Source organism: Humibacter albus DSM 18994 (assembly GCF_000421825.1).
GTDB lineage: Bacteria > Actinomycetota > Actinomycetes > Actinomycetales > Microbacteriaceae > Humibacter > Humibacter albus.
Map to the genome: position 1 here is coordinate 34,979 of NZ_ATXT01000013.1, position 22,200 is coordinate 57,178.

The window sequence follows — 22,200 nt, forward strand, 5'->3', positions numbered from 1 at the left end:
AGTGCACAGGCTCGTGGCGGGCATCCAGCCGCGCGCCTAGCCTGGCGGAATGCACATGCTGCTCCGCACGATCCTGCACGTCTGGCTCTCTCGGTTCGGCAAGCGGGCCGGCCATTACGACGTCGTGAGCACCCGGTTCCGGGTGCTGCCGACCGACCTCGACGTGCTGCGGCACATGAACAACGGGGTGTACCTGTCGATCTTCGACGTCGGCCGGTTCGACATGCTCCGGCGCAATGGTGTGTGGCAGATCTTCGAGGACCGTGGCTGGTATCCGGTGGTGGCGTCTGAGACCATCACGTTCCGCAAGTCGCTGAAGCTGTGGCAGCGGTTCGCCGTGGAGTCGCGCATCATCGGCTTCGACGACAGGGCTGCCTACGTGCAGCATCGTGCGGTGGTCGACGGCGAGATCTACGCCGAGGCGTTCATCAAGGCCCGTTTCCTCAAGCGTGCCGGTGGCACGGTTCCCCTCGCGGAGCTTTTGGATGCCGTCGGCCGCACCCCGGTCGGCCTCGAGCTCCCGGAGTGGTTGATCCGCTGGGGCGATGACGTGCGGCTTCCGTCGACGCGCACGGCGGCGCCGAGCGTCTGGGAGTAGTGCCTTTCCGCTCGAACCGTTGAGTCATCTGTTCGGTCGAATCGTTCGATCGTCTCTTCAGCTGTCTGTTCAGTCGTTTGCGGAGCTGTCTGTTCAGTCGCCTGCGGAGTTGTCTGTTCAGTCGTTTGCGGAGCTGTCTCTCCAGTCGCCTGCGGAGCCATCTCTTCAGTCGTCTGCGCAGCCATCTGTCCAGTCGCCTGTTCATTCGTCTGCGCCATCATCTCTTCAGTCGAACTGTTCAGTTGAGCTGAAGAAAACGACGTACACTGGGCACCGTGACATCTTCCGCGTCCGTGCCGTCGGCCCTTCCCACAGCCGCGCCCTCGACGAGCAGTGCCGTCGCGCCGAGCGACGGGACCGCGCGAGCGGACACGATCGAGCTGGCCGAGAGCATCCGGGCAGTCTCGGTGAGGCTCAGCAGACGCCTGCGGGAGCAGAGCACCGTCGGCGACTTCACGCCGTCGCAGAAGAACGTGATCGTGCGGCTGGACCGGGACGGCGCCGCGACGCTGTCGGCGCTCGCACGCGCGGAGGGCATGAAGCCGCAGTCGATGGCGGCGATCCTCTCGGTGCTGAGCGAGGCATCCGTCGTGCAGCGGGAGCCTGATCCGGGCGACAAACGGCAGCACCTGTGGTCGTTGACCGACCACGCGCACGAGAGCCTGCTCGCGGGACGTGCCGCGCGTACGGATTGGTTGGTCCGAGCCGTGCGAGCGACGTTGTCGGCGCGCGAAGAGGCCGAGCTTCGTCGAGGCATCGCGTTGCTCACCGAGGTCATCGGCAATCGCGTTGACTGAGTTCGATTCGGCCGGCCGTGAGACCTCCACCCGCGATCCTTCTGGGGGTGAGCCGGTGGAGCGGGTGCCGATCGAGCGGGCGCCGATCGAGCGGGCGCCGATCGAGCGGGTGTCGGTGGAGCAGGCAGCGGCGGAGCGCGCGCCGGTGGAGCAGGCGCCGATCGAGCGGGTGCCTTCGGAGCGGGTGCCTTCGGAGCGCGTGCCGGTAGAGCACGCGCCTTCGGAGCGGGTGCCTTCCCAACCGGAATCGGCCCCGGGCCCGGAGCAGGCGTCGAAGCCACCCGTCGCGAAACCCTTCGGCTGGCGCTTCACCGCACCGCTCCTGCTCGGCTCGACGCTGAATCCGATCAACAGCGCCACGCTCGCTACCGGACTCGTGAGCATCGGCGTCGACATGCACCTGGGACCAGGACCGGCGGCGACGCTCATCTCCGTGCTCTACCTCTGCAGCGCGATCATGCAGCCGACAATGGGCAAGATCTCGACTCTGGTCGGACCCCGCCGCACATTCCTCACCGGCATCGTCGTGCTCTTCGCCGGGGGCGTGGTCGGCACGTTCGCGCCGAGCTTCGGCTTTCTCCTGCTCTCGCGAGCGCTCATCGGAGTCGGGACATCGGCCGCCTATCCGACGGCGATGGCCCTGGTGCGTCGCCGCGCCGATACCACCGGTTTCGGTGTTCCGAGTCGCGTGCTCGGCAACTTCTCCATCGCTGCGCAGGTGAGCGCGGTGATCGGACTGCCGCTGGGAGGCATCCTCGTCGGCGTGTGGGGGTGGCGCGCGCTCTTCGCGATCAACCTGCCCGTGGCGGTGATCACGTTCGCGTTCACACTGCTCGGTGTGCCTCCGGATGCTCGCCTCCAGCGGCGCGGAGACCGTGGCATCCTGGCAGCACTCGATCTGCCGGGCATAGCGTTCTTCGCCGGCACCGTCGTAGCGCTGCTCGTCTTTCTCGGCGACCTGACGACACCGATCTGGTGGCTTCTCGCGGTCTTCGCGGTGCTGTTGGCGTTGCTCATCCTGTGGGAGCGACGCGCGAGGAGCCCGATGATCGACGTGCGGATGCTCGCCCGCAACTCGCCCCTGCAACGCACCTACCTGCGCCAGACGCTCGCCGCGCTCGGCATGTACACGATGATGTACGGGGCACCGCAGTTCCTCGAAGACGGCATGCACCTCAGCGCCGCAATGGCGGGTCTGATCATGCTCCCGATGTCGGCGGCGAGCATCGTGCTCGCGCGGGTGGTCTCCACCCGGGGGTGGGTTCGCTGGCCGCTCGTGGCGGGCGGCGGCGGACTCCTGGGAGCCGGCGTCGTCGGTCTTTTCATCACGAGCGAGTCGGGTTGGCTGATCGCCGTCGGCATGACCCTCCTGGTCGGCGTCGCGAACGGGTTCACGGGATTCGCGAACCAAGCGTCTCTGTACACGCAGACGCGCGCGGATGAGATCGCCGTGGCATCCGGGCTCTATCGCACGTTCGCGTATATCGGGGCGATCTTCTCGTCGAGCCTGATCGGGCTCGCATTCGGAGCGAAGGCGACAGACTCTGGTTTCCACGCCATGGCGTGGGTCGTCGGAGGCCTCGGGGTCGCGCTCATCGCGATGGCCGTATTCGATCGGCGGATCCCGAAGCGTGCAGGTGCAGGTGCAGGTGCGGGCGCAGGTGCAGGTGCAGGTGCGGGTGCTCGTACTCCGCGCTGACGCGGGCGCCGCTGCTGACCCGGGTGTTTGTGCTGGTGCTGCGCGCTGACCTCGATGCAGCAAGGCGGGGTTGTTCTCTCCAGGTGGTCGCGAGCGGGTTGTCGGTGGTGCGCCCGTAGCCTGGATCGCATGACCTCCCTCGTCGGCCCCGACACTCTCCTCGGTGACGACGATCGGGGTAGGACCGTTCTTGTCGGTGCTGCCGGTCAGGGCGATGCCGGTGGCACTGTGGGTTCCGGCGGCCCTGTTGCTTCCGGCGGCCCTGTTGCTTCCGGCAGCGCCGTTGCTTCTGGCAGCGCTGTCGCTTCCGGCGGGTCTGTCGCTTCTGGCGGCGCTGCCGGTGCCGTAGGCGCACCTGTCTCGGCACACATCGGTTCGTCGTCTGCCCCGAGCCCGCTGCGCTGCGAGTATCGTCCCGTACACCCGGTCGACCTGCGGCAGACTCTGGGCATCCTCGGCCGCGGCCCTCACGATCGAACCACGATCTGGGACGCGAGCGGTGTCTGGCGCACTTTCCGCACACCTCACGGCCCGGTGACGCTGCGGCTCGTCCAACGCTCCGACGGCGTGGACGCGGCAGCGTGGGGGCCCGGCGCCGAGTGGACGATCGCCGGTGTACCGGAGCTGCTCGGCGCGAGGGACGATTGGAGCGCGCTCGACGTGGGCAGGCATCCGTTTCTCGTGGAGGTGCGCCGCCGCCGCCCCGGCATGCGGCTGCCGTGCACGCGGCGCCTGTTCGAGGCTCTTGTGCCGACGATCATCGAGCAGAAGGTCACGAGTGCCGAGGCATACCGTGAGTGGGCTCGGCTCGTGCGGTGGTTCGGCGAGCTCGCGCCCGGCGCAGGCGAAGGCGTCGTGCCCCGCGAGCTGCGGGTTTTCCCGTCGGCCCAGACGCTCCGGCGCATCCCCTCGTGGGAGTGGCATCGGCTCGGCATCGATCCGGCACGATCGCGCACGATCGTCACGGCGTCGCGTGTCGCCGACTCGCTGGAGCGTGCCGTTGCTGACAGCGGTGCATCCGCCGCCCGTGTGGTGGGTCGCAGCGGCACGGGTGTAGTCAGTGTTGGTGTTGGTGTTGGTGTTGGTGTTGGTGTTGGGGTTGACGACGGTGTTGGCGCCGACGATGCCGCGGCCAAACTGTGCAGCCTCCCCGGCATCGGCGTCTGGACGACCGCCGAGACGTTGCAGCGTTCGCACGGAGATCCGGATCGGGTCAGCGTCGGCGACTACGGTCTGCCCGCGGTCGTCGGTTACGCGTTGACCGGGTCTGCAACCGATGACGACGGAATGCTCGAGCTCCTGCAACCCTGGGCCGGTCAACGTCAGCGCGTGGTGCGGCTGATTCTCGCCTCCGGCCGACGTCCGGAGCGGCGTGGCCCTCGAGCCACCATCCCCGACCACCGGTGGCGGTGACAGCGTGTGTCGTGTCGTCGTTTGCCCGTGGTCATTGGCAGAGTCACGTTTTGCAGCGTCACGTTTTGCAGAGTCACGTTTTGTGGCGTCGTCGTTGGAAGCATCGCCGTTTGCCGCGGCAGCCAGGTCGGGTCCGAGCAGAGCCCGCCTCAGCTCAGGCTGTGAGGTCATATCGCGCACGACCTCCTAGCCGGGGAGTTCGCTCAGCATCGAGCCACGCCGGCGGGATGAACCATACCTTCGCCTGAGTGCGGAATCCTGCCGTGCGGGAAGGGGTGACGCTGGGTCGAGCCGAGGCTTGTGCGCGGGGCACGCTTCCTCCGCTGTCGATGCGGATTTCCCATCCGTCGTCATGGATGCGATGGTGACATGAGGTGCAGAGAAGTACGCCGTTGTCGAGATCGGTGGGGCCGGCATCCCTGGCCCACCATCTGATGTGATGGGCCGCCGTCATGGAGGGTGGCAAGCCGCAGAATGCGCATCCACCGTCACGTTCGGATAGCGCGAGCTTCTGAGCCCTGGTGAACTCCCGTTTGCGTCGACCCCAGTCGAGGATCTCGCTGTCGCCCCCGAGAACGCAGGGGATTAATTGAGCATCTGCCGCCATCCGGCGGATGGTGCTTGCGGAGACCGGCTGGCCGATTCCATCGATGCTTCCCACACCGGTGCCGGATTGGAGGTCGTTCAGCGACATCCGCACGACGACTGTCGTGCTCGCTGCGGTGGGAATGCCATCACAGCCCAGGGTGTGCCGGCACAGCTCGGAGAGGGCGTCGGCGCGCATCTGTCGGATTGTGCGCTCGTCGGAATCGAGAACACTCGTCCCGTCTTCTCGGCGCCGTAGCATGCCCGACACGATGCCCTCTACCGCCGCGAGGATCGGTGCGGCGGTTTCCGGGTCGAATCTGCCAGACAGTGCGACCATGCCGCTCCGCTCCTGATGCACCGTCAACCCGCGATCGGCGCGCAGCTCCTTCTCTTTCGGCTCGATCCCGTCGGGATCGAGCGCTGCCTCGGCGCGAGCGATGATGGTGTGCAGCTGATCGATGCTCAACCCGGGCGCGGCCTCGACGAGACGGGATTCCATCTCATCGAGCGAAACAGGATCGGTGCGGTCTTTCACCTTGTCGAGCATGCCGACGATCGCTGCTGCGGCCAGGGTTCCTATGGTCCCTGCGTTGAGAGCCTGGGCAACGTGCGGATGCTTCGGCGGAGAGACCTCGCCGTTCGCCTCGACCCGTGGTGCGGTGGCTTCGCCGACCATGACCATGCGCACCGCCTCACCGGTGCTCGTACCCGTCGTCGTGGAGATCATGACCCCAGAAGTGCGGAACCCGCGCTTCTTGGCCAGTGACTCCCGACCCAACTCGGGTCGCGATTGTCGCGCGATCTCCGCTGCGACCGGCAGCATCGCTGCATCGACTGCCCGCCGCAGCAGACCGAGCGCCTCGGCCAAGCCCACCAACTCCGCAGGCGGCATCCCCGCTGCCTCGGGAGCGCTCGACACGGCGCGTGCGGCGTCGAGCGCCGATTGCACTGCATCGAGTAGAACCTTCATGCGTCAACTCTAGCGCGGATAGCGCATGTATTAGAAGATATCTTCGATTTCTGGAGAAGTCAGTGCTGAATCGATGCGGGACGGAGAGTTAGACGCGGCGCGGGCAAGTGCAGCAGTATCGAACGGTTCTTCGGGTCCCGTGGTCTTGGGGCTGTCCAGGTCGGTGCCTTAGCGCGGCCTTGGAGCGACCTCCGGCGGCTCCGGGCGCCTGCCGCACCCCTTACTGCGAGCGCTGGGAACCGCGGCGGCCTGGGAGGCTTGCCGCACCCCATACTGCGAGCACCAGGAACAGCGCGACCCGAGCCCTCGCCGCCGCCCGCTACGAGCGCCGGGAGCCGTGGCGGCCCCGGACGCTTGCCGCACCCCTTACTGCGAGCGTTACTGTGAGCGCCGGGAACTGCGGCGGCTCCGAACGCTTACCGCACCCGAGCGCCGGCAACCCCGGCGGCCCCGAACACGTCGTCGCACCCGTACGGCACAAGCGCCGCTGCCGCTGCCGCTGCCGCTGCCGCTGCCGCTGCCGCTGCCGCTGCCGCTGCCGCTGCCGCTGCCGCTCCCGCTCCCGCTCCCGCTCCCGCTCCCGCTCCCGCTCCCGCCGCCGCTGTCCCGGGATCGGCATCGGCAGCACTCCGGACTCGACACTCCGAAGTCGCAACACCGTTTGCGCTTCCCCACTGCAACATCTCTCCCGACGTCAGCGCCGCCGCGCCTGCCCATCGCGCCCCGAAACGCGCCCGCTCGCACTCGTCGGGTGAGGATGCCGCGTCGGCCGCACCGAGCATCCGGCCGTGGCCTAGCGTGCTCGCATGAGTTCGAAGAGCAGGCAGGGTCCGCAGCGCGAGGAGACCGTGCAGATCGGACGCGGCATGTGGGGCTGGCTCGCCGGCCTCATCACTGCCGTGATCATCGGCTTTCCACTGTCAGCCGCGATCGCGTATGCCACGCATCCCGCCACGCGCAAGCTCTTCGGCGACCGCCTGTCGAATGCGTCGGCCTTCGGGTTCTCGCTGTTCTGGTGGGTGCTCGCGCTTCTTCTGGTGCTGCTGCCGTTCCTCGTCGGGGTCGGCGTCGCGAAGCTGTCGGCTCGGTGGCTGACGGTCTTCGGGGTGATCGTCGTAGTCCTGGTCGTGGGGCTTGTGGTGCTCGGTCAGCTGTTCGCGTTCTGATCCGCACGTCCCGCCACCTGGCCGAGGTCTGCCGTCCTACCTCTGCCCGGCAGAAGCCTGGCATTCGACCTCTGCCCGGCCGAGGCCCGCCGTCTGACTTCTGCCCAGCCGAAGCCTGCGTCCGACGTCTGCCTGGGCGAAGTCTGCCAGCCGACCTCTCACGATCCGGCCTCTGCCTGGCCCGCCCCTGCGGATTCGAACTCCGCCCATGCGACGTCCTGACGCCGACGCCCTCCCCGAGTCCGTCTGGCACGTCTTCGGCCCGTCGCGGCCGCCGGGTCCGGTGGATCCGCATCCGCATAGTCCGCGCCCGCATCGCGCGCGGCGACCGCAGGCGTCGGTCAGTCCGGGTCCGAAGGGTCGATCGGCGCGTGGTGGTCGAGGTTCACGATGCCGCGGCGCCAGTAGCCCTGCACGTCGAGCTGATCCGGCCGCAGCCCGACCTCGTTCTTGAGATACCGCCGAATCGGGACCAGCGTGGATGCCTCACCCGCCGCCCACACGTACGTCTCGGGCTCGAATTCCAGCGACCTCACCGCTTCCGCGAGCTGGCCCGGACCATCGATGCGGTACAGCCATTCGACGGATGCCCGCCGCGTCTGCTCCTCGCTCAGGTACGGCTCGACCTCTTCGTCCGCGACGTCGAGCAACGCGGTGATACGCGTCGAGGCGGGCAGCAGTTCCAGCCACCGAGTGAAGGCGGGCAGGGCGGTCTCGTCGGCGATGAGCACTGCTTCCGACGCGTCCTGCGGTGCGAGCCTCGACCCGCGCGGACCGGCCACGGCGATCTCGTCGCCCGGCTTGGCCTGCGCGGCCCAGGCCGACGCGGGACCTCCGCCGGCGGGATCCGTCGGGTCGCCGTGCGCGGCATCCGGCGCGTGAAGCACGAAGTCGATGTCGAGTTCGGCGGCGCCGAACGCCGCGGCCCTGAACTGCCGCGGCGTGTAGTCCCGCGAGAGGATCACACCGTCGGTCGGCCTGTGGATGCCGTCAGCCCGCAATTCGGGCACCGTCAGCACCTGCGTGGCCGGGTCGGGGAAGAACACCTTCACGTGATCTGTAGGCCCGGACGCCGAGAAGTCATCGAGCGCGTCGCCGATCAGCGTGATGCGCACGATGGCCGGGGTCAGCTGCTCGGTGCGGGAAACGGTGAGTCGGCGGATGGCCATCTCGTGGCGCAGATGATCGCGGGTAACCATGCCACGACGCTACGCCAGTGGGCTGCGCCCGTGGGTGCGTGGAGCGTCGCTCCGCTCCCTCACGAGTCTCCGAATTCGCACGCTGGTTCGGCGGCCCGCAGCTCGTCCGGGACCTCGGAGCTCGTTCCGCCAGGGCGGTGAGGCGAGGCCATCCGTTCAGGCGGCCGGCGCTTCGGCGCCCGAGACGTAGTTCTCGGCGATGTCCTGCAGCAGCCCGATCTCGGTGGGCTGCCAGCCGAGCAGTTCGCGCGTGAGGGCGCTCGTCGCGTGAACGTCCGCGCCGAAGAACGCACCGAGCCAGCCGAAGTGGGCCGGAGCATCCTCGGGCGAGATCGAGACCGCCGGAAGGCCCAACCCGCGGCCGATGGCCTCAGCGATCTGTTTGCTCGGGATGCCTTCTTCCGCGACCGCGTGCGTGATCGTGCCACCGGGCGCCTTCTCGAGCGCGAGGCCCACCATGCGTGCGGCGTCGAGACGGTGCACCGCAGCCCAGCGGGTCGACCCGTCGCCGATGTAGCCCGCGACACCCCGCTCGCGCGCGATGCGGACGAGCACTGAGGTGAAGCCGTGGTCGCCGGCGCCGTGCACTGTCGGCGAGAACCGCAGACTCACCGGCGCGATGCCGTCGTCCACGAAGTCCATCGCGAACCGCTCGCTGCCGCCGCGCGGGCTGTCAGGCCCGACGAACGACGACTGGTCGTGCTCGGTGAGGGGTCGTCCTGACGGGAATCCGGCGAGTCCCGACGCGAACAGGAACTTGCGGCCGCTGCCGCGCAGCACCTCGCGAAACGCCTCGAGCGCAGCGCGCTCCGTGCGGCCCGACTCGTCGAAGTGATCGAAGTCGTGCTTGAAACCGAGGTGGATGACGGCGTCCGCCGACCCTGCACCCGTGCGCAGCACGTCGAGATCGTCGAGACCGCCGAGCAACGGGGTGACGCCGGCTGTCTCGAGCGCGGAGGCGGAGGCATCCGATCGGGCGAGGCCAGTGACCTCGTGGCCGGCTTCGAGCAAGTGGGGGACGACGGCGGATCCGATCCAGCCGGACGCCCCGGTCATGAAGACGCGCATGAGCACTCTCCTTCTTTCGTTGAGGTGGTTCTTCTGTCGGTGGTTCTTTCGCGGTGACCGCGGGGTGAGCGGTTCGTCGGACGGTGCGTCGATCTCGGCTTCGTCGGATGGTGCCTCGATCTCGGCTCCGCCGGGCAGTGCGTCGACCTCGGCTCCGCCGGCTCGGCCGCCGCGATGTCAGTTGCTGACATCGGAGACGATAACACTGATGTCAGTCTCTGTCATCATTTAGACTGACCGCATGGGAAGGTGGGAGCCGGATGCCCGCGGCCGGCTGCAGCGCGCCGCTCTCGACCTCTACGTCGAGCGCGGATTCGATGAGACGACGGTGCAGGACATCGCCGACCGCGTCGGCGTGACCGAGCGCACGTTCTTCCGCTACTTCGCCGACAAGCGGGAGGTGCTGTTCGATGGATCCGAGCGTCTCGTGAATGGCGTGGTGGATGGCGTGAAGAACGCGACGGATGCCATGCCCCTGACCAGAGTCGTTTCGGCGTTCGCCGGCATGGGGGAGTTCTTCGACGAGCGGAAGTCGTGGTCGGCGCAGCGCGCCAGAGTCGTCACCGCCACGCCGGGCCTGATGGAGCGCGAACTGCTCAAGCTCTCGACGATGGGCGTCGCGATAGCCGCCGTGCTCGAGGAGCAGGGCGTGGACGCTCACGAGGCCGCGCTCGCTGCGGACCTGGGCGTCGCGGTGTTCCACCGCGCGTTCCAGCGATGGGTCGTCGACGAGTCCGCGACCTTCAGCGCATGCGTGCGCGCGACATCCGATGAGTTGCAGGCAGCGGTGCGGAAGGCCTGATCGAACCCGAGCGGATCAGCCTTCTTCGGGCTCGACGGCCGGCGGCTGGTGCTCGATGAGGCCCACCAGGTTGCCCTCCGTGTCGCGCAGGAGCGCCTGCCACTCGACGGTCTCGGCGGGGCCGGCCGCGGCATCCACACGCTCGAAATACACGTGCGGTTCCGTCACGATCGACACACCTTCGGCACGCAAGCGGTCGGTCGTCGCCTGGATGTCCCTGGCCTTCACGGAGAACACCGCACTCGACGGGGCGGTTGGGTCGAGCACCAGCCGCACGCCCTCGAGCTGGAAGAACACGGGGCCTTCGGGCCCGACCCGGAAGACGGGCGGCGTGCCGGTGAAGGACTCATAGAACGCTGTCGCCCTCGCAAGGTCGTCGACGTGGAGTACGACTTGGCCGATTTCCATACCGGGATTCTCGCGCGTCGAACCCCGAAAGGCGCGAGCGGCGCCGAACCGCTAATGCCAGGAACCCTTCCACTCGTACAGCGGCGCGGTCGTCTGGTATTCGCGCAACTCGAGTACCAGGCCGCCGTCGTTCCGGCACACGGTCGCCCCATCGAAAGCGGAGCGATTGCCGTCCCAGGTGCACTCGAACTGCCATTGAGCGGCCTCGCGGTCGCCGTGGCGGAAATGGTCGGTCACGATCCATCGGTGCACCACGCCACCCGACCCGAACCACGTCGACGCCCACTCTCGCACCCGTTCGCGGCCGAGGTACACGGGGCCGTAGCACTCCGTGATCGTGCATTGGACATGCACAGCAGCCGCGATGCGATCGGGATCGTTCGCGATCCAGGCATCGATGTACTTCAGGAGCGGCGTCATGTCGCCATGCTACGGATGGCCGCCACGCTACGGACGGCTGATCGACGAGCCGCCCGTGTGCTCGCTTCAGCCGGCGAGCGCCGCCACCTTCTCGGCGACCTCGCGTGCTGACGGATTCGTCATCGCGGATCCGTCGGAGAAGAGCACGGTGGGGACCGTCTGGTTGCCGCCGTTGACGCGCTCGACGGTGGCAGCGGCATCCGGGTCGGTCTCGATGTCGACCTCGGTGAACGAGATGTTCTCTCGCGAGAGCTGGTTCTTGAGGTTGCGGCAATAGCCGCACCACGTCGTCGTGTACATGATCGGTGCCTCGGCGGCCATCGATGTGCTCCTTCTCGTCGGGGTGAACGTCTGCGGGATGCCCGCCGCGTGCCGTGGACATCCGCGCGGTGTCCGTCGGAGCCTCGCCGGTGAGACTTCCGTAGATCACAACCGGCGCGGCGTCTCCGGCATTCCAGCACGTGTTCCGGTCCGCGTCGGAGTCGGGCGTCGTCTGCCGCCGTTCGCCCGGCACTATTTCAGGACATCTGGGATCAGACGGCAGATATATCGATGTGACCCGACATGGCCTGAAATACTCCAACATCGTCTGAAATAGTGCAGGGTCCCGGTGCGCCTTTGAGCACGACCCTGCGGGCCCCGCCCGCGCCCGTAATAGAGTGGCCGAATGCCGGTGCGGGCCCCCGACCCTCGCGCGTCCGGCTCTCGCCCGGCCCCACGAACGGCCGGCGGAAGCACGCTCGCGCTGCGATGGGCGCGCGCTCGTGCGCAGTCCGCGCTGCTCGGCGCTATCGCCGGCACGGCGCTCGTCATCGCCGTGCTGATGTGCTGCCTCGTCGGCATCGCCGCACGCGCGCCGATGGATGCCGTGCAGCACACCATCGCGGCAGGCCCGGCTGCGATGGTCTCGCGCACCGCCCATTTCGCGGGCGACTCCGCCCGGTCACCGGCGGCGTCGAGCGTGCGCGTCGCGCTGGAGCACCGCTTCGCCGGCGTACCCGTCGACATCGCCCGCACGAGCGGCCCCGCTCGCACGCAGTCCTGGCGAGTGACACCGGATGCCTCGCGCCTCACCCCCGCGGATCTTCCCGCCCTGCATCGCGACTTCGCCGGCATGCACCGCGCGATCGTCGCCGTCGACGGCGTGGACAGCACCACCGTCTCCCTGAGCGGGCAAGGTGAGAAGACGGTCGTGAGCATGCAGCGCGCCCTGGATGCCTTCTCCGCCGTGCTCCCCGTCCCGTCGGCGGTCCTCGTGGTCGCCGCCGTCATCGCCCTCTGCCTGCTCGCACAGCTGCTCGTGGAGGCGCGCGACAACGAGACGCGACTGATGCGGGCACGCGGGGCGGGCATCCGCGCGCTCGTCGCCGCGAACACGGTCGAAGCCCTCGTGGCGACGGTTGTCGGTGCGGTGGTCGGCGCCGCAGTCGTGGTCGCCGGGCTCGCGCTCACGCTCGGGATGCCGCCGCTCGCGTCGATCGCGATGCCGTGCGCGGCCGTCGTGGCCGGCGCATCCGCGATCGTCGTCGCGTTCCAGGGTGTGGCGGCCGCTCGCACCTCGGGCGAGCCGCGGCAGGTGTCGGGCCGCATCCGGTTCGCCGTGTCGGCGGGCCTCACGGTCGTGGTGATCGCCGCGGCGGCGCTCTCGCTGTGGCGATTCGTCGCCGATGCACGCACGGGTGCCGCGGGCGACCCGCTCGCCGTGATCGCGCCGGCTGCGGGACTCTGCGCGCTGGCCGTGCTGGCGGTGCTCGCGTTCGGGCCGGCGTCGCGGGGCATCGAGCAGGTCGTCGACCGTTCCGCCGGGGTCTCGGCGCTGCCGATGCGACTGGTCGCCCGGCATGCGGCGGTGTTCGCCGCGCCTGTCGCTCTGCTCACGCTCGCGGTCGCCGTCACCACGTTCGCCGGCGGCTACCAGGGCACCTGGCAGGCGTATCTCTCCGGCTCGTCGCGAATCGTCGTGGGCGCGGATGCCCGCCTCGACCTCGACACGGCCCAGTTCGCGGCTGACCGTGCCGCGCCCCTCGCCGCCGTGCAGAAGACCGCGGGGGTGCGCAGCGCGGTTCCGGCCGCGACGATCGAGGGCGGCATCGGGCCGCTCGTGCTCGACGTCGTCGCCACCTCCGCCGCGAAGCTTTCCGGTCTCGACCCGCCGCCGCCGACGATGTTCGACACCGCGGCCGCGGTGGACGCGCTCGAGCAGGGAAGCCGACCGGGTGCCGACGGGAACCGCCCCACCGGGAGCCGCTCCACCCAGAGCCGGGCGAACGGCATCCGGATGTCTCGCACGGCTCGCACCCTCACCCTGCGTGTGTCTGCTGTCGGCACCGTCGCCTCTAGCGGGCGCTTCACCGCGTGGCTGACCAGCACGACGGGTGAGGCGGTTCCCGTGCTGAGCTCCGCGTTCAGCGTGCGCGAAGGCGACGCGGGTTCGGCATCCGCAGCGGCCGATCCCTCGAGAGGACCGCAATCCGTCACCGTGCGCATCCCCGCCGGCGGGCCGTGGACACTCTCTGCTCTCGATGCGTCGGTCGACCTCCCGGCGCCGTCCGACGGCCTCGGCGGAAGCCCGCTGACGAGCGCGAAGGTGACCGTCGACTCGCTCTCGGCGGGCGGCAGCGATGTCGAGCCGCCGAGCGCCGGTTGGACGACGCTGGACGGTGTCTTCGATGTGCCCGCGGGCACGTCGATCGAGGCCAAGGATGCCGGCATCGGCTTCTCGGCGCACATCCTCGGTTCGACCGACGCGAGCTTCACGGTGCGTCTCGCCCCGGCCGGCGGGGCGTCCATCGTGCCCATTGTGCTCAGCGCGGCCACCGCCGCCCGGACCGGCCTGCATGTCGGAAGCACCACGACGATCGATCTGCCCGAGGGACCGATGCCGGTGCGGGTCGCGGCGATCCAGCCGCACATCCCGGGTACCGAGAGCACGACGGCCGCGCTCGTCGACCTGCCGCAGCTGACCTCGGCGATGCTCCGCATCGACCAGGACCTGCCGGCGGTCGACACCGTGTTCCTGGGCCTCGACCCCGATGACGTGCCCGGTCATGTCTCCGGCGACCATTCCGGGCACGAGATCGCGACTGCGGCGGCCCGCGCGGCCGGCGACGGAGCGCGGGCCGTGACGCCCGGCACCGCGCTGGCGACGCGCTTCAACGCGCCGGTGGTCACCGCGCTGAGTCTGGGCTCCTATGGATGCTGCGCACTGGCGGCCATCGCGCTCGCCGCCTGCCTCGCCGCGCTCTGGCGCCGTCGCAGCGGTGAGACGGTCATCCTGCGCGCCGTCGGATTCGCGCCGCGCCAGCAGGCCACCGGGAGGGGTGCGGAAGCCGGGCTCGCCGCGGCGTACGCGTTCCTCTGCGGGCTCGTGGCAGGCATCCTGATCGCCCTCATCACCGGCAACACGCTGGCGCAGAGCTCGGTGCCCGCGGCTCCGCCGTCGCTGCCGGTGCACGGTGAGTTCGACCTGGTCTGGCTCGGTGCGTGCCTGCTCGCCCTGCTCGTGGTGCTCGCGCTGATCGTGCTGCGCTACGCCGCGGTGGTACGTCGCGACGCAGTGCACGCCGTTCCGGGAAGGACGACGACATGAGCGCCCGCACCGAACCGGGGCTGGGGCCGGGCACCCTTCTGGTGCGATCGATGCGCGCGTTCCGTGGCGGACTGATCGCGCTCGCCGTGGTCGTGGTGCTGGCGACCGCCGGCGTGGTCGCGTGGCCGGCCGTCACGGCATCCCTGGTATCCGCGGACGCTCAGCATCGGCTCGAGACGGCTCCCGTCGGCGATACCTCGATGACGGGCACCGTTCCGGTGTCGTGGATGTTCGGGGACCCGGAGCAGGCCGTGTCGACGATGTGGAACGCCATGCCGTCCGCGCTCGAACAGGGGAAGCGGAGGATGCAGCCGGCGCTTCGCCGCGTCGCCACGGCCGGGCGGTTCGTGGGACGCTCCGACGGCACCGGCCAGAGCCCGAGCGTGACCGGGATTCCCGCGCTTGCCGTGAAGACCGACCCGCCGCGCAGCTCGCTCGGCTTCTCCGTCGAGGCCGACGGCGGCCTGCACTCCGACGCGAAGCTCGACGCCGGGCGCTGGCCGAGCGGCGGCTATTCGGCCGGCACGCTCGAGGTGGTGATGAGCACCGCCGCTGCCCGCAGCCTTCACTGGAAGGTCGGAACCGATCGTGTGCTCGCGCTCAAGCGCGACGAGGTCGACGCGTCTCCGCTGCGCGGATCCCTCGGCGAGCAGCCCGAACTCAAGCTCCGCCTGACCGGCACGGTGTCGCCGCGCGACGCGAGCACGGAGTTCTGGCGGTTCGACCCGGCGCGGCCGAAGCTCGGCGTCGGCATCTCGTCCGACCCGAACTCACGCACGACGCTCTACCACGGTGTGGTCTGGACATCGCCGGATGCCTGGCCGCACGTGGCCACAGCGCTCGGCTCCCCCTACATGTCGGTCTGGTTCGGCCTGCGAGACGAGATCGACGTGACCGACCTCCCCGGCATCGCCGCCGGCGTCACAGCGTTCGTCGCCACGCCATTGAGCATCAATGCCGGCACTGCGTCGGTGGATCTGCGGCTCAGCACACAGTTCACCGACCTTGTGCAGTCGATCCTGCGGCGCATCGGCTCCGTGCCGACGCTGCTCGCGATCGCGGCGGTCGGGCCCCTCGGCGCGGCCATCGCGGTGCTCTTCGCCGGCGCCCGGTTGATGGCCCTGCGGCGGTCGCGCTCGCTGGAGCTGATGCGTGCCCGCGGCGGCTCCGAGCTCCGGGTGCGCGGCGGCATGGCGCTGGAGGCCGCGATCGTCACAGTGCCGGCGGCGATCGTCGGTGGGGCTGTCGCGATGACGCTGACGGGGGCGGGAGCATCCGCTCTGCTGCTCATCACCGCGTGCGCGGTGCTGCCGCCGCTCGCGGTGGCGGCGACAGCCCAGGCCGAGGCGAAGGGCCGCACGCACCGCCGTCCCGTGCTCTCATGGACCGTAGAACTGCTCGTGCTGCTCGTCGCCGCAGCAGCCGCAGTCCTGCTCGTGCAGAGGGGCGCGGCACCCCCGGCGGAGCCGCTCAGCATCGACCCGCTCCTGGCGGCGACGCCTCTGCTCATCGTGTTCGCGGTGTGCATCGTCGTTCTTCGCGTCTATCCGCTCCTCCTGAGCGCGATCGGCCGCGTCACCCGCGCGCTGCGCGGCGCCGTCGCCCAGGTGGGCTTGGCCACGGCGAGTCGTGGTCGCTCCGGGCGGCTGTGGCCGCTGTTCGCCATGCTCACCGGCGTCGCGGTGGCGGTGTTCGCCGGCAACACACTGGTGACGGTCTTGTCCGGTGCCGACCAGGATGCCCTGGCCCGCGTCGGCGCGAACGTCACGGTCAGCGGCTCCCTCACTCCGGCACAGCTGCAGCGTGTGCGGGACGTGTCGGGTGTCGAGCGTGTCGCGGCCCTGCGCGCGGTCGGATACGGAACGGCCGACAGCGGCGAGAACGCGGCGACGTACCTCGTCGATCTGCACACCGTGAACGCCGTGCAGGCGCAAGTCCCGGCGAACCGACGGCTGATCCCCGACACCGTGCCGTCGACGAGCGGGGCGTCGAGTGCGTCGGCGGTGGCGCGCGCCGTGATCGGCGGCTTCTCCTCTTCGTCCCACCCGACCGAGTTCTCGTTCACCGACGAAAGCGGGGAGAACGAGATCCGGGTGCCGGTGCGCGTCGTCGCGCACGACTCCCCGAACGCGGCGCCGTTCCTCAGCGACCAGGCGTGGGCGCTGCTGGACCGATCTGCGGTGCCGGCCGGCGTGCGCACGCAGGGACACGTCGCGGCACTGCTGATCTCCACGTCAGACGGCGTGGACGTCGCGGCGGTGGCGAAGCGGGTGAACGCGGTGGTGGGATCCGATGCCACTGTGGATTCCACCGCTGCGGCGCAGGAACGTCAGCGGGGTGGGCCGCTGCTGCCGGGCATCCAGAACCTGATGCTCGCCGGAGCGGTGCTGTCGGTGCTGATGGCGGTCGCGGCGCTGCTGCTCACGCTGGCTATGGGCCGCGCTGCCCGCACGCGGCTGCTCGGCGTGCTGCGCACCCTCGGCTTCGATCGGGGCCAGTCGGCCGCGCTCGTCGCCTGGGAGGTCACGCCGCTCACGGCGACCGCCATCGTGGCCGGCGCGGCCACCGGCATCGGGCTGAGCGCGCTCGTGCTGGCGGCGCTCGATCTGCGGCCGGTCACGGGCGCACTGGCACGGCCGGAGTTCGCGGTGTCGTGGTGGATGGTCGGACTCGTCGTCGCGGTGTTCGCCGTGGGCGCCGCGATCGCGGTGGCCGTGGCAGTGGTGCACGCCCGGCGTGCGGACACGGCGCAGACACTCCGAGCGGAGGAGGAAGCATGAGTACGGTGACACACCCTGGCCGGGACGAACGGATGCCTGCTGCGCGAGCCGAAGCGGCCATCCGCTGCACCGATCTGGTGCGCATCTACTCCGGCGACGGGGTCGAGGTGCAGGCGCTGCAGGGACTGAACCTGCAGGTGGACGCCGGCGAACTGGTCGCGATCGTCGGCGCATCCGGGTCGGGCAAGTCGACGCTGCTCGGCATCCTCTCCGGCCTCGACAAGCAGACCGCCGGCCGTGCAGTGGTGGCCGGACGCGAGCTCGTCACAATGACCCGTGCTCAGCGGCTCGAGTACCGGCGTCGCGTAGTCGGGTTCATCTGGCAGCAGACCGAGCGCAACCTGCTTCCCTACCTGACGGCCAGGCAGAACGTCGCCATGGCGATGGGGCTGGCGGGCACGCCGGACCGGGAGCGACGGTCGGCCGAACTGCTCGACCTGCTGGAGATCGGGCGCAAGGCCGATCGACGTCCGTCCGAGCTCTCCGGGGGCGAGCAGCAGCGTGTGGCGATCGCGGTGAGCCTGGCGAACGACCCGCTGGTGCTGCTGGCCGATGAGCCGACCGGTGAGCTGGACGACGCCACGAGCGTCGAGGTGCTCGAGGTGATGCGGCGCGTGAATCGCGAGCTGGGCGTCACGACGCTGATCGTCACCCACGACCCGACGGTCGCGGAGCACGTGCGCCGCACGGTGCTCATCCGCGACGGACGCACCTCGACGGAGGTGTTCCGCAGCCACGGCGAGGGCGGCGAGCATGCCACCGCAGAAGAGTTCACCGTCATCGATCGGTCGGGTCGCCTGCAGTTGCCGGCGGAGTACGTCTCGCGGCTCGAACTGCGCGACCGGGTGCGGCTGGAACTGGAGCCGACGTATGTTCGCGTGTCTTCGGCGCAGCGGGCGGCGCCGGAGTCCGCCGCCGGCGGGCGTCACGCGGCGACTGCTCCCGCCGAGCTCTCTGAGCGAGCGGAGCGAGTCGAAGGGCCCGAGGGGGTGTCGGATCGTTCTGTGCTCCCTGAGCGGGCGGAGCGAGTCGAAGGGCCCGCCAGGCAGGGAGAGGAGCAGCCGTGAATACGCAAGCACAGGCATCCGCAGAGCCGATACTGCGCGCGCAGGCTCTCACCCGCGTGTTCGGCGAGGGCGTGACGCGCGTCGAGGCGTGCGCCGGAGTCGATCTCGAGCTGCGGCAGGGGGAGCTGCTCGTGATCAAGGGTCGGTCGGGGTCGGGCAAGACCACTCTGCTCAACATGCTCGCGGCCGTCGACCGGCCGACCGGTGGATCGGTGACGCTCGGCGACGTCGAGCTGAGCAGTGCGCCCGAGGAGGAGCTGGTGCGGGTGCGCCGCGACCGCATCGGCTTCGTGTTCCAGGGGTTCGGGCTCATTCCCGTGCTCTCAGCGGCTGAGAACGTCGAGCTGCCGCTGCGCCTGCAACGGATGCCCGCAGCCGAGCGCGAGGACCGCGTCGCCCGCCTGCTGGCCGACGTCGGGCTCGCCGAGCATGCGGGGCAGCGCCCGCCGGAGATGTCGGGCGGCCAACAGCAACGGGTGGGCATCGCCCGTGCGCTCGCCACCGATCCCGACGTGCTGTTCGCCGACGAGCCGACCGGTCAGCTCGACAGCATGACCGCGGCCGTGATCATGGACCTGCTCGTCGAACTCGTGCGCAAGCGCGGCATGGCGGCTGTGGTCACGACGCACGACCCCGCGATGGCCGAGCGGGCCAGTCTCGTGCTGGAGCTGCACGACGGCCGCGTGGTGTCGCGGCACGCGGGCGCCGCAGTCGGCTGATGCGCCGCGCCGGCGGGCTGCCGCCCGTTCGTCCAGCTGGCCAGCTCACGCCGGTCCGCCGGCGCTCGCCCACGCCCGTCCGTCCGCTCAGCTGGCGCTCGCCCGCTCAGCTGGCGTCCGCCCGCTCAACTGGCGTCCGCCCGCCCAGCTGGCGTCCGCCCGCCCAGCTGGCCAGCTGGCGCCCGTCCGCCCAGCTGGCGCGCGCCCGCTCAACTGGCGTCCGCCCGCCCAGCCGGCGCTCACCCACGTCCGTCCGCCGCACCACGCCCCGCCACTATTTCAGGACGGGTGAGGCCAGACGTCCTATATATGGATCTGATCCGATATGTCCTGAAATAGTGTCGAACGGGTCGCCTCCTCAGGCGGCGAACGGGTTGCCTCCTCAGGCGGCGAACGTTCGGCGGTAGTCGCTCGGGCTCACGCCGGTCGCCCGGCGGAAGTGCGTGCGCAGATTCGCCGCGGTGCCGAGCCCGCACAGCTCGGCGACCCGGTCGACGCCGAGGTCGGTCGTCTCCAGCAGCTCCCGCGCGCGATCGATCCGCGCCGCGTTCAGCCACTTGAGTGGTGTCGTACCCGTCTCCGCGACGAAGGTGCGCGCGAACGTGCGGGCGGATGCCTTCGCGTGCCTCGCGAGGTCGCCCACGGCAAGCGGGCGGTCCAGCCGGCTGAGCGCCCACGCGCGCGTCGCGGCCAGCCCGGCTGAACGTGGCTCGGGCGTCGCCGGCCGCTCGATGTACTGCGCCTGCCCGCCGTCGCGGTGCGGCGCCGCCACGATGTCCCTGGCTACCGCGTTCGCGACGGCCGATCCGTGGTCGACCCGCAGGATGTGCAGACACACGTCGATGCCGCTGGCCACGCCCGCCGACGTGATCACCTCCCCCTCGTCCACGAACAGCACGTCCGGGTCGACGGTGACGAGCGGGTGCTGCTCGGCCAGGGCGTCCGTGTACTGCCAGTGCGTCGTGGCGCGGCGCCCGTCGAGCAGCCCGGCTTCGGCCAGGGCGAAGGCGCCGGTGCAGATCGAGACCATGCGTGCCCCGCGCCGGTGCGCCTCACGGAGCGCCTCGGCCACGTCGCGCGGGATGCCGGCCGTGGCGTCGCGGAACGCCGGCACGATCACGGTGTCGGCCGCCACGACGGCGTCGAGCCCGCGCGTCGCGTTCACGGACCACCCGGCCGTCGTGTCGATCGGGCCGGGCCGACGGCCGCAGAGCACCACCTCGTAGGGCAGGTCGTGACGGTCGAAGATCTGGAACGGCATCCCGATCTCCATGGGCAGCGCCCTCGCGAGCGCGAGCACCGCGACCCGGTGGCGGTGCTCGGTCGGCACCGTACTCGGGCCAGTGCGCCGCCCTTTCCGTTCCCGATTCAGGCAGTCCCGATCGGAGCGACTCGCAGCCCCGTGACTTGTCGGCGCAGACGAGCCCGACGCGGCCCTCGCGGCCTGAGTTATGAACGGGGACTGCGCCGCACCGGCGCCCGCGTCGCAAGACATCATGGCAGAAATCTATCGCAGATGGGCATTCATGCCACTCGTGCGCAGGGTTCGGGGCGAACAGAGTGGCACCATGACCCTCACCACGCCCCGAGCGGATGCCGCACCGCACCTGCGTGTCGCCCGTCGCCTCGCCCCCGCACAGGCGCTCTACATCTTCGGCGGCTCGGTCGACCTCACGCTCACCGGCATCGTCGGCGCGCGCCTGGCCCCGTCCACCGCTCTCGCGACGCTGCCGTTCAGCCTGATCCCGATCGCGTCGGTCGCGTCGACCTTTCTGCTCTCGCGTCTGATCGGCCGGTTCGGCTACCGCAGCGTGTTCACGGCCTCGGCCTGCGCGGCGGTCGTCGCCGGGCTCGTCTCGGCGCTCGCGGTGCAACTCGACGTGTTCTGGATGTTCTGCGTCGGCACGGCGCTCGTCGGCGTCTACTCCGCCGGCGCCGGCTACTACCGCTACGCGGCGGCGGATGCCTCGGGCAGCCAGCGCGCCCGTGCCGTCACCACGGTGCTCGCCGGCGGGCTCATCGCGGCGGTGCTCGGCCCGTTCCTCGCGACCTGGGTCGGTGGCCTTCTCCCGGTCGTCTACGTGGCGAGCTACCTGCTGGTGGCGCTGTTCGGTGGGCTGGCGGTCGCGTGGAACGCGGCGCTCCCGCGGGAACTGGGCCGTCAGGCCGCACGTAACCCCGAGTCCGAGCTCGGTGGGCGAGTCCAGCGAGTCGATGTGTCCCGACGAGGTGATGCCGCCTTCGAGCTCCCGGAGCGCGCGCAGCGAGTCGAAGGGTCGAGGCGCAACGTCCCCGCAGGCATCCCCGCAGGCATCCCGGCGACTTCGCCTCGAACGCGCCGCACGCTCTGGCGCCAGCCGGTGCTCATCGCCGGTGTCGCCGCCACCTCCTTCGCCGCTGTCTCGATGACGTCGATGATGACAGCCGGGCCGATCGCGGGTATGGCGATGGGACACAGCGAAGCGGATGCCGCGTTCGCCGTGCAGCTGCACATGATCGGCATGTTCGCGCCGGGCTTCGTGATCGCACGCGTGATCGGACGGCTGGGAGAGCGCACGGTCACCATCGCCGGCGCGATGCTCATCGTCCTGGCGGGCGCCGCGGCAGCCTGCAGCACGGCGCAGTGGGCGTTCCTCACCGCGATGTGCGCCGTCGGCGTCGGATGGAACCTCGCCTACAGCGGCGGGAGCGCCCTGATCACCGACGCGTACCGGCCCTCCGAGCGCGGCCGGGTGCAGCCGATCGCCGAGGTGATCACGAACGGGTTCCAGGTCGTCGGCTCGCTGAGTGCGGGCATCCTCGCCACGGTGCCCGGCTGGCGCATGCTCGGGCTCGCCCTGATCGTGCTGTCCGTCGCGGTATCGATCGGCATCGCCGCCGTCCGCCGGGCTGCGGCATGAGGGCGTGCGCCGCCGGG

At 70.2% G+C, this 22,200-nt stretch carries 19 protein-coding genes; 12 read left to right on the forward strand and 7 right to left on the reverse strand.

The window, feature by feature from the left end:
• Positions 1-49 precede the first annotated feature (49 nt).
• From H623_RS0104935 to H623_RS0104950, 5 genes are all read left to right on the forward strand, one after another.
• Complete coding sequence (locus H623_RS0104935) at positions 50-598, forward strand: acyl-CoA thioesterase (RefSeq protein ID WP_022899837.1); 549 nt, start codon at positions 50-52, stop codon at positions 596-598.
• A 275-nt stretch (positions 599-873) separates the two neighbouring features.
• A complete protein-coding gene (locus H623_RS0104940; RefSeq protein ID WP_022899838.1) occupies positions 874-1,395 on the forward strand; it encodes a MarR family winged helix-turn-helix transcriptional regulator in 522 nt (173 codons plus the stop codon).
• Entirely contained in the window at positions 1,388-3,094 is a 1,707-nt protein-coding gene (locus tag H623_RS17865; RefSeq protein WP_211217970.1) for an MFS transporter, read from the forward strand. The genes H623_RS0104940 and H623_RS17865 overlap by 8 nt, the downstream gene beginning before the upstream one ends.
• 163 nt (positions 3,095-3,257) lie before the next feature.
• On the forward strand, positions 3,258-3,443 hold the full coding sequence (locus tag H623_RS21900; RefSeq protein ID WP_169514892.1) for a hypothetical protein: 186 nt from the start codon (positions 3,258-3,260) through the stop codon (positions 3,441-3,443).
• A 218-nt stretch (positions 3,444-3,661) separates the two neighbouring features.
• Positions 3,662-4,507: a DNA-3-methyladenine glycosylase family protein gene (locus H623_RS0104950; protein ID WP_245558898.1), complete on the forward strand. Its 846-nt coding sequence runs from the start codon at positions 3,662-3,664 to the stop codon at positions 4,505-4,507.
• Between the two features lie 154 nt (positions 4,508-4,661).
• On the opposite strand, the gene H623_RS0104955 is transcribed toward H623_RS0104950, so the two are convergent.
• The gene (locus H623_RS0104955; protein ID WP_022899841.1) at positions 4,662-6,065 is read right to left on the reverse strand and encodes an HNH endonuclease; all 1,404 of its coding nucleotides are present in this window, start codon (positions 6,063-6,065) and stop codon (positions 4,662-4,664) included.
• Positions 6,066-6,871: 806 nt separating this feature from the next.
• Here H623_RS0104955 and H623_RS0104960 point away from each other — a divergent pair.
• Positions 6,872-7,231 carry a hypothetical protein gene (locus H623_RS0104960; protein ID WP_022899843.1) on the forward strand — a complete coding sequence of 120 codons (360 nt, stop codon included), beginning with the start codon at positions 6,872-6,874 and terminating at the stop codon, positions 7,229-7,231.
• Positions 7,232-7,572: 341 nt separating this feature from the next.
• Here the strand turns inward: H623_RS0104960 and H623_RS0104965 are convergent, their stop codons facing one another.
• The gene (locus tag H623_RS0104965) at positions 7,573-8,430 is read right to left on the reverse strand and encodes a siderophore-interacting protein (protein ID WP_022899844.1); all 858 of its coding nucleotides are present in this window, start codon (positions 8,428-8,430) and stop codon (positions 7,573-7,575) included.
• 156 nt (positions 8,431-8,586) lie between these two features.
• Positions 8,587-9,498, reverse strand: a complete 912-nt coding sequence (locus H623_RS0104970) for an SDR family oxidoreductase (RefSeq protein ID WP_026939930.1) — start codon at positions 9,496-9,498, stop codon at positions 8,587-8,589.
• Positions 9,499-9,739: 241 nt separating this feature from the next.
• On the opposite strand from H623_RS0104970, the gene H623_RS0104975 reads away from it, so the two are divergent.
• A complete protein-coding gene (locus tag H623_RS0104975; RefSeq protein ID WP_022899846.1) occupies positions 9,740-10,300 on the forward strand; it encodes a TetR family transcriptional regulator in 561 nt (186 codons plus the stop codon).
• A 15-nt stretch (positions 10,301-10,315) separates the two neighbouring features.
• Here the strand turns inward: H623_RS0104975 and H623_RS0104980 are convergent, their stop codons facing one another.
• The 3 genes from H623_RS0104980 to H623_RS0104990 all read right to left on the reverse strand — a co-directional run bounded on the left by H623_RS0104980 (position 10,316) and on the right by H623_RS0104990 (position 11,449).
• A complete protein-coding gene (locus H623_RS0104980) occupies positions 10,316-10,708 on the reverse strand; it encodes a VOC family protein (RefSeq protein ID WP_022899847.1) in 393 nt (130 codons plus the stop codon).
• 51 nt (positions 10,709-10,759) lie between these two features.
• The gene (locus H623_RS0104985) at positions 10,760-11,128 is read right to left on the reverse strand and encodes a nuclear transport factor 2 family protein (protein ID WP_022899848.1); all 369 of its coding nucleotides are present in this window, start codon (positions 11,126-11,128) and stop codon (positions 10,760-10,762) included.
• A 66-nt stretch (positions 11,129-11,194) separates the two neighbouring features.
• Positions 11,195-11,449 (reverse strand): mycoredoxin, encoded by a 255-nt coding sequence (locus tag H623_RS0104990; RefSeq protein WP_022899849.1) that lies wholly within the window; start codon positions 11,447-11,449, stop codon positions 11,195-11,197.
• A gap of 346 nt (positions 11,450-11,795) precedes the next feature.
• On the opposite strand from H623_RS0104990, the gene H623_RS0104995 reads away from it, so the two are divergent.
• Genes H623_RS0104995 through H623_RS0105010 form a run of 4 tightly spaced genes read left to right on the forward strand, consistent with a single transcriptional unit; the run spans position 11,796 to position 19,283 of the window.
• The gene (locus H623_RS0104995) at positions 11,796-14,717 is read left to right on the forward strand and encodes an FtsX-like permease family protein (RefSeq protein WP_022899850.1); all 2,922 of its coding nucleotides are present in this window, start codon (positions 11,796-11,798) and stop codon (positions 14,715-14,717) included.
• Positions 14,714-17,497 (forward strand): ABC transporter permease, encoded by a 2,784-nt coding sequence (locus H623_RS0105000; protein WP_022899851.1) that lies wholly within the window; start codon positions 14,714-14,716, stop codon positions 17,495-17,497. Before H623_RS0104995 ends, H623_RS0105000 begins: the two co-directional genes overlap by 4 nt.
• Positions 17,494-18,564 (forward strand): ABC transporter ATP-binding protein, encoded by a 1,071-nt coding sequence (locus tag H623_RS17875; protein ID WP_084485645.1) that lies wholly within the window; start codon positions 17,494-17,496, stop codon positions 18,562-18,564. Before H623_RS0105000 ends, H623_RS17875 begins: the two co-directional genes overlap by 4 nt.
• Entirely contained in the window at positions 18,561-19,283 is a 723-nt protein-coding gene (locus H623_RS0105010; protein ID WP_022899853.1) for an ABC transporter ATP-binding protein, read from the forward strand. Before H623_RS17875 ends, H623_RS0105010 begins: the two co-directional genes overlap by 4 nt.
• Before the next feature lie 382 nt (positions 19,284-19,665).
• Here the strand turns inward: H623_RS0105010 and H623_RS0105015 are convergent, their stop codons facing one another.
• Positions 19,666-20,613, reverse strand: coding sequence for a GlxA family transcriptional regulator (locus H623_RS0105015; RefSeq protein WP_022899854.1), 948 nt, complete (start codon positions 20,611-20,613; stop codon positions 19,666-19,668).
• Between the two features lie 238 nt (positions 20,614-20,851).
• On the opposite strand from H623_RS0105015, the gene H623_RS20885 reads away from it, so the two are divergent.
• Entirely contained in the window at positions 20,852-22,183 is a 1,332-nt protein-coding gene (locus tag H623_RS20885; protein ID WP_051143085.1) for an MFS transporter, read from the forward strand.
• The last annotated feature ends 17 nt before the right edge of the window (positions 22,184-22,200 follow it).

Coding starts and splice junctions, on each gene's coding strand:
- H623_RS0104985 (WP_022899848.1), bottom strand. CDS start 11,128: ATGACGCCGCTCCTGAAGTACATCGATGCCTGGATCGCGAACGATCCC.
- H623_RS0104980 (WP_022899847.1), bottom strand. CDS start 10,708: ATGGAAATCGGCCAAGTCGTACTCCACGTCGACGACCTTGCGAGGGCG.
- H623_RS0104965 (WP_022899844.1), bottom strand. CDS start 8,430: ATGGTTACCCGCGATCATCTGCGCCACGAGATGGCCATCCGCCGACTC.
- H623_RS0104960 (WP_022899843.1), top strand. CDS start 6,872: ATGAGTTCGAAGAGCAGGCAGGGTCCGCAGCGCGAGGAGACCGTGCAG.
- H623_RS0105000 (WP_022899851.1), top strand. CDS start 14,714: ATGAGCGCCCGCACCGAACCGGGGCTGGGGCCGGGCACCCTTCTGGTG.
- H623_RS0104990 (WP_022899849.1), bottom strand. CDS start 11,449: ATGGCCGCCGAGGCACCGATCATGTACACGACGACGTGGTGCGGCTAT.
- H623_RS0104995 (WP_022899850.1), top strand. CDS start 11,796: ATGCCGGTGCGGGCCCCCGACCCTCGCGCGTCCGGCTCTCGCCCGGCC.
- H623_RS0104970 (WP_026939930.1), bottom strand. CDS start 9,498: ATGCGCGTCTTCATGACCGGGGCGTCCGGCTGGATCGGATCCGCCGTC.
- H623_RS0104935 (WP_022899837.1), top strand. CDS start 50: ATGCACATGCTGCTCCGCACGATCCTGCACGTCTGGCTCTCTCGGTTC.
- H623_RS0104955 (WP_022899841.1), bottom strand. CDS start 6,065: ATGAAGGTTCTACTCGATGCAGTGCAATCGGCGCTCGACGCCGCACGC.
- H623_RS17875 (WP_084485645.1), top strand. CDS start 17,494: ATGAGTACGGTGACACACCCTGGCCGGGACGAACGGATGCCTGCTGCG.
- H623_RS0104975 (WP_022899846.1), top strand. CDS start 9,740: ATGGGAAGGTGGGAGCCGGATGCCCGCGGCCGGCTGCAGCGCGCCGCT.
- H623_RS20885 (WP_051143085.1), top strand. CDS start 20,852: ATGACCCTCACCACGCCCCGAGCGGATGCCGCACCGCACCTGCGTGTC.